General features: G+C 56.1%; 11 protein-coding genes. 3 read left to right on the top strand and 8 right to left on the bottom strand.

Going from position 1 to position 12,343, the window contains the following annotated elements:
- Window position 1: 1 nt before the first annotated feature.
- From lhpI to ABVF61_RS23855, 7 genes are all read right to left on the bottom strand, one after another.
- On the bottom strand, window positions 2–946 hold the full coding sequence (lhpI, locus tag ABVF61_RS23885; protein ID WP_353996027.1) for a bifunctional Delta(1)-pyrroline-2-carboxylate/Delta(1)-piperideine-2-carboxylate reductase: 945 nt from the start codon (window positions 944–946) through the stop codon (window positions 2–4).
- 102 nt (window positions 947–1,048) lie between these two features.
- Complete coding sequence (locus tag ABVF61_RS23880) at window positions 1,049–2,149, bottom strand: calcium:cation antiporter (protein ID WP_353996026.1); 1,101 nt, start codon at window positions 2,147–2,149, stop codon at window positions 1,049–1,051.
- Window positions 2,150–2,297: 148 nt separating this feature from the next.
- Entirely contained in the window at window positions 2,298–3,077 is a 780-nt protein-coding gene (locus ABVF61_RS23875; protein WP_353996025.1) for an ABC transporter ATP-binding protein, read from the bottom strand.
- Window positions 3,074–3,829: an ABC transporter ATP-binding protein gene (locus ABVF61_RS23870; RefSeq protein WP_353996024.1), complete on the bottom strand. Its 756-nt coding sequence runs from the start codon at window positions 3,827–3,829 to the stop codon at window positions 3,074–3,076. Before ABVF61_RS23870 ends, ABVF61_RS23875 begins: the two co-directional genes overlap by 4 nt.
- Before the next feature lie 11 nt (window positions 3,830–3,840).
- Window positions 3,841–5,046 (bottom strand): branched-chain amino acid ABC transporter permease, encoded by a 1,206-nt coding sequence (locus tag ABVF61_RS23865; RefSeq protein ID WP_353996023.1) that lies wholly within the window; start codon window positions 5,044–5,046, stop codon window positions 3,841–3,843.
- A 3-nt stretch (window positions 5,047–5,049) separates the two neighbouring features.
- Window positions 5,050–6,081 (bottom strand): branched-chain amino acid ABC transporter permease, encoded by a 1,032-nt coding sequence (locus ABVF61_RS23860; RefSeq protein ID WP_353996022.1) that lies wholly within the window; start codon window positions 6,079–6,081, stop codon window positions 5,050–5,052.
- Window positions 6,082–6,188: 107 nt separating this feature from the next.
- The gene (locus ABVF61_RS23855) at window positions 6,189–7,544 is read right to left on the bottom strand and encodes a substrate-binding protein (protein ID WP_299471035.1); all 1,356 of its coding nucleotides are present in this window, start codon (window positions 7,542–7,544) and stop codon (window positions 6,189–6,191) included.
- Between the two features lie 485 nt (window positions 7,545–8,029).
- Between ABVF61_RS23855 and ABVF61_RS23850 the strand changes: the two genes are divergently transcribed.
- The 3 genes from ABVF61_RS23850 (at window position 8,030) to ABVF61_RS23840 (ending at window position 11,366) form a co-directional block, all read left to right on the top strand.
- Window positions 8,030–8,638 (top strand): pyridoxamine 5'-phosphate oxidase family protein, encoded by a 609-nt coding sequence (locus ABVF61_RS23850; RefSeq protein WP_353996021.1) that lies wholly within the window; start codon window positions 8,030–8,032, stop codon window positions 8,636–8,638.
- 227 nt (window positions 8,639–8,865) lie between these two features.
- A complete protein-coding gene (locus tag ABVF61_RS23845) occupies window positions 8,866–10,908 on the top strand; it encodes a M3 family metallopeptidase (RefSeq protein WP_353996020.1) in 2,043 nt (680 codons plus the stop codon).
- A 53-nt stretch (window positions 10,909–10,961) separates the two neighbouring features.
- Window positions 10,962–11,366, top strand: a complete 405-nt coding sequence (locus ABVF61_RS23840; RefSeq protein ID WP_353996019.1) for a DUF423 domain-containing protein — start codon at window positions 10,962–10,964, stop codon at window positions 11,364–11,366.
- A gap of 21 nt (window positions 11,367–11,387) precedes the next feature.
- On the opposite strand, the gene fghA is transcribed toward ABVF61_RS23840, so the two are convergent.
- A complete protein-coding gene (fghA, locus tag ABVF61_RS23835) occupies window positions 11,388–12,215 on the bottom strand; it encodes an S-formylglutathione hydrolase (RefSeq protein WP_353996018.1) in 828 nt (275 codons plus the stop codon).
- Between the last annotated feature and the right edge of the window lie 128 nt (window positions 12,216–12,343).

Below are 12,343 nucleotides of genomic sequence, written 5' to 3'. Positions count from 1 at the left end.
TTCAGTGCTCCACGTTCTGATAGGCGAGCATGGCTCCCGCGAGATCTTCGAGAGCCGCCCCGACCGATTTGAACATCGTGACGGCGTCGTCCGATTCCCGGCCGGGATGGGTGCCGCGGCACAAGTCATAAAGGTCGGCGCGGATGTCGCCCTTGGAAATCAATCCCGACCGCAATGGCTGGACGATGTCTCCCCCTTCTGAAAGACATCCGTCGCGCGTGTCGACAAATATCTCGGCGCGCTTGATAAGGTCATCATCGCTTTCGCGCATCGAAGGCTTGAAGGCGCCGACAAGATCGACATGCGCACCGGGCTTCAGTAGCCCACCCCTGATGAGCGGTTCCGTCGACAGCGTGGCAGCGCTGACGATGTCCGCCTTGCCAAGCGCATCGCGCAGGTTTTCCGCCGCGGCAATGCGGATCGGGAATTGTGCGTTCAGTTCGTCAGCAAACCGGATTGTCTTTTCGCGTGACCGGCCCCAGATCGTTACCTCTTCAATAGACCGGATCGCCATGTGTGCAGCGACAAGATTAGGTGCCAGACGCCCTGTCCCCAGAACCAGAAGATGACGCGCGTCCGAGCGAGCCAGATAGCGTGCTGCAAGCGCCGATGCTGCAGCCGTGCGCCGGGCCGTCAGTTCGCCGCCGTCGATCATCGCAAGCATTTCCCCTGTCCGGGCATCAGAGAGCAAGTATTGACCGTGAACAGCCGGCAGGTTGCGTTCCGAATTCCCTGGGACGACATTGACCACTTTGACGCCGGCATATCCGCCAGGAACCCAGGCAGGCATCAATAGCATTGTTCCGTCAGGTTCACTCGGAATTTCGAAATCATGGTGGTGGCGCGTCGGCATAACGCATCCGGACTTGAACATTTCGGCGAGCGCGTCGATCAGATCCGGAAATGGAAGCGCTTCGCGCGTTTCGTCTTCAGTAAGCAATAGCATATTTGGTCATTCAGATTACGGTAAACACCGCCAGACCAAATCACATTAGGCGCGGACGACCAAGCTGTCTGTTCGAAAAGAAGTGCAATTTTACCTGTAATTTCATGATAAATCGAAAATCATCATCAAATAGGCGGCAAAAAGCGCCAGATGCACTGCACCTTGCAGATAGCTGGTCGTTCGGGTGCCGAACGTCAGCAGACTGACAAACAACGTCAGGACGAGCAGTATGATATCCGAATATTCAAGACCCAACTCCAGCGTATGACCGGTCACCCAGCTGACCACCAGCACGGCCGGCACCGTTAACCCGATCGTCGATACAGCGGCACCGAGGCAAATGTTGACGGCGCGTTGCAGCTTGTTCTCCAAGGCGGCTTGCAGCCCGCTCATGCCCTCGGGCATGAGGACGAGAGCCGCGACAATAAAACCGGTCAGGGCAACAGGAGCGCCAATGCCAACGATTCCGAACTCGACATAAAGCGCGAGCGTTTTGGAAAGGAGTATTATCGGCAAAAGAGCACCAAAAAGGCCGGCAACATGGAACGGGATGGATCTGACGGTGGCCGTATGGTGCTCTTCATCACCGTCCCCGGCGTCCGGCTGGCGAAAGATGTCACTATGGGTCACTGTCTGCATGGCCAGAAACACGCCATAGAGCGAAATCGACATCACTATTTCAAAAGCAGCCTGAAGCGTCGACAGCTCTCCGCCCGGAGCGGAATGCGTTACGCGGGGCAAGACCAGCGCAAAGATCGCCAGAGGAACAAGAACGGACAAAAACGCGTTCGCTCCCTGAAGATTGTATGTCTGGTTCCTGTGCTTCAGTCCACCGGCGAGAAGGCAAAGCCCAATCAGGCCGTTCAACACGATCATGATGACAGAGAACATGGTGTCGCGTGCCATGGCGGGTGCCGCTTCACCCGAAATCATGATCGCAACAATGAGCGCAACTTCAATTCCGACGACGGCCAGCGTCAGGATCAATGTGCCGAACGGTTCGCCCAGGATCGTAGCGAGACACTCTGCATGGCGCACGACGGCGAAAGCACACCACATTACGGTGAGAAAGAGGATCGCCAGGAAGCCGAGAGACGCCCAGAGACCGATCGCCTCTGGTTTGAACATGTCACCTGAAAAGGCAAATGCCGCAAAAACGGCAAAGCCCGTAAGGCTTGGAAGTTCGGATCTGAAAATGGACACTGGAAACCGCCATGGCGCGTTGAAAGCTGCGTGTATCTAGGACAATACGGGTCTCATTCAAGTTACAGCAAGATTAACGATTTGTATGGCCTGAACGCAAAAGGCCGGCGCAAAGCACCGGCCTGTCGGGATACGAACCGTAAAGCTGTCAGATCGCCAGATACTCCTGCCGCAACTCCGCATTGTCGAGGACATCCTGCGCGGTTCCGTCGAAAACAACTTCGCCCATGTCCAGGATGACGGCCCTGTCTGCAAGGTGCAGCGCCGCAATGGCATTCTGCTCAACAATGATTGTCGTAATACCGAGTTCCTTGACGCCTTCCAGGATGCGCTCGATCTCCTGCACGATCACCGGCGCAAGGCCTTCGTAAGGCTCATCGAGAAGAAGAAGCTTGATGTCCCGGGCCAGGATTCGGGCCACAGCCAGCATCTGCTGCTCGCCGCCGGACATCGTCACTGCATCCTGTGCGCGGCGTTCTGCCAATCTGGGAAAGTGATCGTAGATACGTTCGATCGACCACCCTTTCGGCTCGGCGATCTGCGACAACTCGAGATTCTCCTGGACCGTCAAGCCTGGAATGATCCTGCGGTCTTCAGGAACCAGACCCACGCCTACACGTGCCGCCTGAAAACTCTTCATGTCATGAAGCGGATTATGGTCGAGCCAGATTTCCCCATGCGTGAGATTGGGATCGTCCATGCGGGCAATCGTACGCAGCGTCGATGTTTTGCCTGCGCCATTCCTGCCGAGCAACGCCAGGATCTCGCCTTCGCGAACGTCAAAACTGATCCCCTGAACGATGTAGCTTTCACCATAATAGGAGTGCAGGTCCCATGCCGAGAAAAACGCAGGTGCGGTGCCGCGCGCCTTCTGAGGCTTCACTGCCGGCGCGGATTTACCGGCAAACTGATCTTCAAGAATTGTCAAAGGTGCGCTCCTCCGAGATAGGCTTCCTGCACACGCGGATCGCCCTTGATGTCTTCCGGTTTGCCTTCGGCAATGATCGCACCCTGTGCGAGCACGGTCACCTTGTCGGCAAGCGAGAACACCACATGCATGTCGTGTTCAATCACGACCTTCGTAATGCCGCGGTCGCCGATGCGCTTCAAAAGATCAATCGTATTGTTGGTATCCGCGCGCGACATGCCTGCCGTCGGCTCGTCCAACAACAAGAGCTTTGGATCCTGAGACAGGCACATGGCGAGTTCGAGCCGCCGCTTGTCGCCTCTCGAAAGCGATCCGGCGATATTGTCTTTCTTTTCGGCCAGACCGACATCCTCAAGCATGTGCAGCGCCTTGTCACGAATTTCCGTGTCCTTGCTGACATCCTTGAACGCGTGCAGGGTGAATTCACCATCCCGCTTTGCGATTGCCGGGATCATAATGTTTTCAAGCAGTGTCAGATCGCCGAAGATTTCAGGCGTTTGGAACACGCGCGAAACGCCGATCTGGTTGATTTCGTATGGCTTCATCCCCGTAAGCGAGACATCACCAAACATCACGCTGCCCGTGTCGGGGATCAGCCTGCCGATAAGGCAGTTCAAAAAGGTCGACTTTCCAGCCCCATTCGGCCCGATAATCGCGTGAACGGTTCCTTCTTGCACCGAGAAATTGACATTGTTGAGGGCTCTCAACCCGCCGAACGACTTGTTCACGCCCTCGACACGCAGAATTTCCATATCATTACACCCTATTCAGCCGGAGCGGCGGACGCGCGCGCCGAGGAATTCTTGTCCGAGGACGATTTGCGTTTGAATAGACGCCCGATACGTTCCACGCCTTCCATAATACCTCCCGGCAGGAAGATAACGATCAGCATGAACATAATACCAAGGGTCAGGTGCCAGCCTTTGCCGATAAAGGGATGGATGACGAAGACCAGGAAGTCGGCAACACCTTCCGGCAGGCCCGAGAACCAGCCGTAGAGAATGTTGTCGTTGATCTTGGAGAAAATGTTTTCGCAGTACTTGATGAAGCCTGCGCCAAGAACGGGACCGATCAAGGTTCCCGCGCCGCCAAGAATGGTCATCAACACGACTTCGCCTGACGCGGTCCACTGCATGCGCTCAGCGCCCGCCAGCGGGTCCATGGCAACCATAAGACCGCCTGCCAAACCGGCATACATCCCCGAGATCACAAACGCAGCCAATGTATAGGGTCTGCTGTTCAAGCCGGTGAAGTTCATACGTTGCTGGTTCGACTTGACCGCACGCAGCATCATACCGAACGGCGAACGGAAAATACGGATCGCAATGTAGAAGGCGATCATCATGAAGACAGCGCACAGATAGTATCCGGCATTGAACGTAAACAGCCAGCCGCCCGCGCTCATTTCGAAGCTCTCCCGCATCGGAATACCGAAGAAATTCGCGGGCGGAATCGCGCCGTTTTCGGAGCCGACGCCGAGAATACGCGGATCATCAAGTGCCAGCTGAAGACCCGTTTCGCCGTTCGTGATCGGCGTCAGAACCGAATATGCGAGGGAAAACGACATCTGCGCAAAGGCCAACGTCAGGATCGAGAAGTATATCCCGGACCGTCGCAGCGAGATGTAGCCCACCAACAGCGAGAACAAACCGGCGAAGACGACCGACATGAAAATCGCCGGAATGACGTTCATGGTCAGCAGCTTCATCATCCAGACACCGGCGTAGGAACCGACACCCAGAAAAGCGGCATGCCCGAAACTCAAGTACCCGGTCAATCCGAACAGGATGTTGAACCCAATCGCGAAGATACCGAAAATCAGGAACCTTTGCATCAGATCAGGATAGCCGGCATTGAACTGCGCAAGCTCCGAGCCTTCCGGAAACGGGTTGAGCAGGAACGGCGCGAACACCACAAGAAGCAGCACCAGGAAGAAGAGCGATGTGTCTTTTTTGTTGAGTCCAAACATGACTTAGCTCTCCATAACGCCCTTGCGGCCCATCAGACCCCGCGGACGGGTCAGGAGGATCACGATTGCAACGAGATAAATGATGATCTGGTTGATGCCGGGCAGCAACGCGACGACTTGCGCCATGGAGGCGAAACTCTCAAGAACTCCGAGAACGAAGCCAGCCAGGACAGCTCCCGGCAGCGAGCCCATTCCACCGACAACCACGACGACGAAGCTCAGCACGAGGAAATCCATACCCATATGGTAATTCGGGGAATTGATCGGTGCGTACATCACCCCGGCAAGCCCGGCGACCACAGCTGCAAGCGCGAACATGACCGTAAACCGCTTGTCGATGTTAATGCCGAGGAGCCCGACGGTCTGCCGGTCCGCCATGCCTGCTCGAACGACCATCCCAAAGGTCGTGAACTGCAGGAAGGCAAAGACGGCGCCGATAATTGCGGCGGCAAAGAGGAAGTACACGATCCGCCAGTACGGGTAGATGATGACATTGGGATCCATTCCCACCAGCACACCGAAATCCAGACTGCCGGAAAAAACATCCGGGGCCGGTGTCGGAATCGGGTTAGCGCCGAAGAAGTATTTGATGATCTCCTGAAGGACGATGGCGAGGCCGAAGGTCACAAGGATCTGATCCGCGTGGGGACGCTTGTAGAAATACTTGATGAGGCCCCTCTCCATGAACAGCCCGACGATGGCCATGATCGGTATGGAGAAAAGGATCGCGAGCGGAACAGCCCAGTCTATGATTGCTGATCCGGTTTGTTGCCCGAACCAGGCTTCCACATAGGGCGTTTCCACTTTCAGCGGATTTCCGAGAAAGTCCTTCTGTGTCTCGTCAATCGTCACAAAGGAAAGAGACAAAAGGCGGCTAAGCGTAACCGCACAGAAAGCCCCGATCATGAACAGCGCGCCGTGCGCGAAGTTCACCACGCCAAGCGTTCCGAAAATAAGGGTCAGGCCAAGGGCGATCAGCGCATATGCCGAGCCTTTGTCCAATCCGTTCAGAATTTGCAGAAGTATCGCGTCCATCGCTCTCAACTCGGATGATCTGCGCGCGTCGCGTTCCCCCAACCGCGCTTGAATTCATATAAACAGGACAGGGCGTTGACCGCCCTGCCCCTTCATTTCCTGTGGAATCAGGCGCCCGGGTTACAGGTACCCAACGCACCGCCCGCGAACTGCGGATGATCCGGCGGATAGGTGACCTGAGCTGCCGGCGTCACTTCGACGATTTCGAGAAGGTCGAAGGCCGAGCTCGGGTTTTCCTTACCCTTCACGACAAGAACGTCCTTGAAGCACTGGTGGTCCTCGGCGCGATACAAGGTCTTGCCGTTGCCAAGGCCATCGAACTCGAAGCCTTCAAGCGCTTCAACGACACCGCACGGATTGAACGTTCCGGCACGCTCACACGCATCGGCGTAGAGAAGCGCCTGAACGTAGGTGGTGTGCGCAGCCTGGCTGGGCGGGAAGCCGTATTTCTGACCGAAGGACTGAACGAATGCTTTGGAGCCCTCGTCCTGCAGCGACCAGTGCCAGTTGGTGGATCCGAAGATACCCTTGACGTTTTCACCTGCGCCCTTCGCCATCAGGCGTGAATACAGCGGAACGATGATCTCAAAGTTCTTGCCGTTCACCTGCTTGTCGCGAAGGCCGAATTGAACCGCATTGGTGAGTGAGTTCACCATGTTGCCGCCGTAGTGGTTCAGAACCAAAACGTCAGCGTCGGACTGAAGCACCGGCGTGATGTACGCGGAGAAGTCCGTTGCGGCCAGTGGCGTCTTGACAGTTTCGACAGTTTCCCACCCCAGAGCTTCCGTGGATTCACGGACAGCCTGCTCGGTGGTGTAACCCCAGTTGTAGTCCGCGGTCAGGTGATAGGCCTTGCGGTCATCGCCATACGCGTTCTTCAGAACCGGCGCCAGAGCAGCACCGGACATGTAGGAGTTGAAGAAGTGACGGAAGCCGTTGGCTTTCTTGTCTTTACCCGTCGTGTCGTTTGAGTGCGTCAGGCCAGCCATGAAGATCACGCCTGCCTCCTGGCAGAGCGCCTGCACGGCAACAGCCACACCGGAGGACGAGCCGCCGGTGATCATGATCGCACCGTCTTTTTCGATCATGGACTTGGCGGACGCGCGGGCCGCATCAGATTTGGTCTGCGTGTCGCCGGTAACAAACTCGACTTTCTTGCCGAGAATGCCGTTCCCCTTAAGTGCTTTTGACGAGAACGTGTTGAGCATGCCGCCGTCGCCTTCACCATTCAGGTGCTCGACAGCCAGCTGGTATGCACGCAGTTCATCTGCACCCTCATCGGCGTAGGGGCCAGTTTGTGGAACGTTGAACCCCAGTGTCACCGTCGAACCGGTTGGCTCGTTGAGATAACCAGCGGACCATGCACGGCTCGTGAAGATCGTGGGCATTGCAAGGGCAGTACCTCCCAATGCACCTGCGCGCAGGATGGAACGACGATTAAGGGGTTTACGAATTAAGCTCATACTTTCCTCCCAGAAAGGCACGGTGCGCCCCCGTCGGACGCACCTGCGTTCGCTGTACAGCGGCAAGCAATTCTGGACTGTTCCCCGACCGGGAGACCGGCTCCTCAACGCCAAAACCGCAAGCTCGGAGGACTGTAGAAAAAGTCATTACAAATCAGCAATACGACTATCGGATCGCCTCTACTTGCAACCACGTTAGACTTTCGCAGTATTCGTAGCCGGAATGCATATCGCGACAGCAAATTTTATTGCGTTGCAGCATATGTTTTTCTACTAACAAACAACACTTTAGCGTATGCTCTTTTGGCAACGCAATAATTCTGCGGCGAACCGTGAAATTTGCGGAATGTCTTCAGTCACTTAGACCAAAGTTGCACGTGTTTGCATCTCTAAGGTTGTGGTCAACCAAATTGACGCGTGCAAAAGCGCAAAGCTAATGTGCAATTGCCGAAAATTTCACCAATGGTTTCATCAGGATCCTTTACATGAACTTCATTGAGTCGCTTGAGCAATTGCACGAACAATATGGCGTTGTGGGCGAAGCCTCGCTCATCAAGGAAATCGATCACCTCAGCCCTTCCTACAGAAAAGTCGTCGAAACCTCTTCCTTTTGCGTCTTGTCGACCTGCGGACCCGAAGGTCTCGACTGTTCGCCGCGCGGCGATGACGGCTGCGTTGTGCGGATCAGGGATGACAGAACCTTGCTGCTGCCGGACAGGCGCGGCAACAACCGCATCGATTCGCTGCGCAACATCGTTCGTGACCCAAGAGTTGCGCTGATGTTCATGATCCCGGGCTGGAACAATGTGTTGCGTATAAACGGCGCTGCCGCGATTTCAATTGATCCTGAACTGCTCGCCTCGTTTGAGCGTGAGGGCAAATCTCCGCGTTCCGTAATCGTCGTCACCATTGAGACAGTCTATTTTCAGTGTGCGCGTGCGATCATGCGCGCAGGGTTGTGGCAATCGGACAAGCAGGTACCGAAGGCCGATCTCCCCTCGCCCGGAACGATCATGCAGGAAATCAAATCGAGCTTCGACGGAAAAACCTATGATGAGGATTGGCCGGGACGCGCGGCAAAAAGCATGTGGTAGGCGGTACGCCGCCCTGTCGGCAATCCTGCGCCTTGCAAGCTGATGTCTTGTCCTCAATCCCGTCTCAGGTTCAAACCAAGTGGCCGCGATTGCGATGCGCCTCGCGAGCGGGTCACAGGACGTCAAGAAGTTGTCGTTTTTTGGCCGGATCGCTTATTTGCTCTTGGCTGATATGAACGAGCTCTCCATATCTCCTCACAAACCAATCCCGAAGTCTGAGGATCTCCATGACAACCAATCCGCTGCTTGCCGAATGGACCACGCCTTTCGAGCTTCCACCTTTCGATAAGATCGAGCCGCATCACTTCGAAGTTGCGTTTCAAAACGCGATGTCGGAGGCGCGAGCTGAGAGCGATGAGATTGCGGAACAGTCCTCCGCGCCGACCTTTGAAAACACCATCACAGCTCTGGAAAAATCAGGCGATCAGCTGACGAAGGTTGCGCGGACGTTTTTCAATCTGACAAGCGCCGACACAAACGAAACGCTTCAGAAAATCGAGCGCGACGTCGCTCCGAAGCTTGCCAGACATTCCTCCGAGATGCTTCTGAATGAAAAGCTCTTCAGGCGCATTGCATCGCTCTGGGAGCAGCGTGACACGCTTGGCCTCAATGCGGAAGATGCCAAGGTTCTGGAACGGTACCACAAGATGTTTCAGCGCGCCGGCGCGGGCCTGGATGCCGCCGGAAAAGCACGGATGGCGGAAATCTCGCAGCGTCTGGCAACGCTTGGCACCCAGTTCTCCCAGAACATCCTGAAAGACGAATCCGACTATCAGCTGATCCTCGAAACGGAGGAAGACAGGGCGGGCCTTCCGGACTTTCTTCTGACGTCAGCCGCCGAAGCGGCGCGTGAGCGCGGTCATGACGGCAAGCATGTGATTACGCTTTCAAGATCCAGCATCGAACCTTTCCTGCAGTTCTCCACCAACCGCCGGCTGCGCGAGGAGGCGTTCAAGGCCTGGAGTGCGCGCGGTGAAGGCGCCGGTGAAACCAACAACGAAAAAATCATCACGGAGACGCTCGCTTTGCGCGCGGAAAAAGCAAAGCTGCTCGGCTATGAAAACTTCGCGGCCTTCAAACTTGAAGACACGATGGCCAAAACCCCGGACAGTGTCCGTGATTTGCTGACCAAAGTCTGGGAGCCGGCTGTCGCACAGGCGCGCGAGGAACAGACAAAACTCGCCGAAATGGCTGCAAGTGGAGGCGAAAACCACTCTATCGAGGCCTGGGACTGGCGCTATTACTCGGAGAAGGTCCGGAAGGCCGAACACGATCTCGACGAGGCCGAACTCAAACCTTATCTGCAGCTTGAGAATATGATCCAGGCGGCTTTCGACACGGCAACCCGGCTTTTCGGCGTGACCTTCAAGGAACTTCACGGCATTCCCGTCTACCACCCGGATGTGCGCGTCTTTGAAGTTTTCGACTCATCAGGCAAGCATGTGGGCCTGTTTCTTGGTGACTATTTCGCAAGACCATCCAAGCGATCCGGTGCCTGGATGACTGCGTTCCGGTCACAGCACAAGCTTGACGGCGAGATTGCCCCCATCATCGTGAACGTCATGAATTTCTCAAAGGGTGCGCCGGGAGAAGCGACGCTCCTGACCTTCGATGATGCCCGCACGCTGTTTCATGAATTTGGTCACGGATTGCATGGCCTTCTTTCCAACGTCACTTATCCGATGATTTCCGGTACAAGTGTGGTTCGCGATTTTGTCGAACTGCCGTCGCAGCTCTACGAACACTGGCTTTCCGAGCCGGACGTGCTTTCCAGGTTCGCAACGCACTACAAGACGGGCGAAGCGATGCCACCGGAGCTCCTCAAAAAGCTTCTTGCCGCAACGAATTTCAACCAGGGCTTTGCGACGGTCGAATACACCGCATCGGCCTTGATGGACCTGGAACTGCACCTCCTCGATGCTCCCGGTGATCTCGACATAGCGTCCTTTGAGGAAGTGGAACTCGACAAGATCGGGATGCCCGACGCAATCAAGATGCGTCACCGCATTCCGCATTTTCAGCATGTCTTTTCGGGAGACGGTTATTCGGCCGGCTATTACAGCTATATGTGGTCCGAGGTCATGGACGCTGACGCGTTCGGGGCCTTCAAGGAAGCCAAAGATATCTTCGATCCTGGCGTCGCCGAAAAACTGCACGACCATATCTACTCCGCCGGCGGCCTTCCTGATCCTGAAGAGACCTACATCGCCTTCAGGGGCCGGCCTCCGCAAATCGATGCCCTCTTGAAAAAACGTGGGTTTGCGTCCTGAATGTCGGCCGGCCGGATCATTTCCGGCCGGTTTTGAACTTTCAGGGACGAATTATGATCAAACCGATGGCGCCGCCACCAGCACCGACTGCTAGACTCCTGCGGTTCTGTCTTGCCATTAGCGGTCTTACCGGGGCGATTGGTATCTTGTCGCTCGCACTTGCGGCACATGCAGGCGATTCCAACACACTTGGAACAGCAGCGCGCATGTTGATGTTCCACGCACCCGTGTTTCTGGGGATCGGAATTCTGGCGCAGTCGCGCAGAGTGCTTTTGCTTCCCTTCACAGCGCTGTGCCTTGCCTGCGGGCTTATTCTGTTTTGCGGAGACCTCTTCAGCCGCGCCTTTCTGGAAAGCAGGCTGTTCCCCATGGCAGCTCCGATAGGCGGCATGCTGTTGATTGTCGGCTGGCTCGCGCTCGCACTCGGCGCTTTCAGGATTTCGCCGCGAGACGCCTGACGCCTGACGCCGTGTAGGCACTTACCCCTTCAGCCGTTCCGCATGCCAGGCGACGTGATCGCGGGCAAAGGTCGCAACGAAGTAATAGGAGTGGTCGTAGCCTTCCTGCAGCCGGTAGCAATGTGCGGTTTTCGTTTCGATAAGAGCGTCGGATAGTGCACCCGGCCTCAAAAGATCGAAGAATTGGTCATCAGCCCCCTGATCAACGAGTACGTCGCCTACCCAGCCCTTTTCTCGCAAGAGCAACGACGCATCATGACCGCGCCAGAGGCTCTCATCGGGCCCCAGATAAGCGCCAAGCTGTTTTTGGCCCCAGTCGGATGCTGAAGGATTGGAGATCGGAGCAAAAGCGGACAGGGATTGGTACTGCCCGGGATATTTCATGGCCAGTGTTATCGCTCCGTGCCCGCCCATGGAATGACCGGTGATGCCGTGGTGGACTGAAACCGCGAAATTTTCAGTTACGAGATCGCGTAGTTCATTCGCAATGTAGGCCTCCATCTGAAAATGCGGTGCCCAGGGTTCCTCGGTCGCATTCACATAGAAACCGGCCCCCTGGCCGAGATCATAGGCTTCGTCATTGGCGATCGCCTCGCCGCGCGGACTGGTGTCCGGAAACACGACAGCCAAACCGAATTCCGCAGCATGGGCCTGGAGCCCAGCCTTGGTCATCGCATTTTCATGGGTACAGGTCAGGCCCGACAGATACCAAAGGCATGGAACCGGGCCCTCCTGTGCCTGCGGCGGCAGGTAAACGGCAAACGTCATCTCGCAACCGCACGCTTCGGATGCATGGCTGTAAACACCCTGGACGCCGCCGAAAGCTTTGTTTTCGGAGATGGTTTTCATGACGTTCCTATCGACTTGAGAAGTTTTAAAAACGACGGCATCTGGTTCTGGCGACCTGCGCAGCACCAGATGCGACCTCTTGCACTATCCGGCCCTTGAAGCCGGATTGGAGATGACAGCCCCACGGA

It is taken from the genome of Roseibium sp. HPY-6 (assembly GCF_040530035.1).
Classification (GTDB): Bacteria; Pseudomonadota; Alphaproteobacteria; order Rhizobiales; family Stappiaceae; genus Roseibium.
The sequence above is the reverse complement of the archived record's forward strand: the minus strand, read 5'-3'. Positions and strand labels throughout refer to the sequence as shown.

What these genes read in the sequence shown, in the direction of transcription:
- ABVF61_RS23865 (WP_353996023.1), bottom strand. Translation starts at nt 5,046, where the DNA reads ATGTTTGGACTCAACAAAAAAGACACATCGCTCTTCTTCCTGGTGCTG.
- lhpI (WP_353996027.1), bottom strand. Translation starts at nt 946, where the DNA reads ATGCTATTGCTTACTGAAGACGAAACGCGCGAAGCGCTTCCATTTCCG.
- ABVF61_RS23870 (WP_353996024.1), bottom strand. Translation starts at nt 3,829, where the DNA reads ATGGAAATTCTGCGTGTCGAGGGCGTGAACAAGTCGTTCGGCGGGTTG.
- ABVF61_RS23840 (WP_353996019.1), top strand. Translation starts at nt 10,962, where the DNA reads ATGATCAAACCGATGGCGCCGCCACCAGCACCGACTGCTAGACTCCTG.
- ABVF61_RS23850 (WP_353996021.1), top strand. Translation starts at nt 8,030, where the DNA reads ATGAACTTCATTGAGTCGCTTGAGCAATTGCACGAACAATATGGCGTT.
- ABVF61_RS23845 (WP_353996020.1), top strand. Translation starts at nt 8,866, where the DNA reads ATGACAACCAATCCGCTGCTTGCCGAATGGACCACGCCTTTCGAGCTT.
- ABVF61_RS23855 (WP_299471035.1), bottom strand. Translation starts at nt 7,544, where the DNA reads ATGAGCTTAATTCGTAAACCCCTTAATCGTCGTTCCATCCTGCGCGCA.
- fghA (WP_353996018.1), bottom strand. Translation starts at nt 12,215, where the DNA reads ATGAAAACCATCTCCGAAAACAAAGCTTTCGGCGGCGTCCAGGGTGTT.
- ABVF61_RS23860 (WP_353996022.1), bottom strand. Translation starts at nt 6,081, where the DNA reads ATGGACGCGATACTTCTGCAAATTCTGAACGGATTGGACAAAGGCTCG.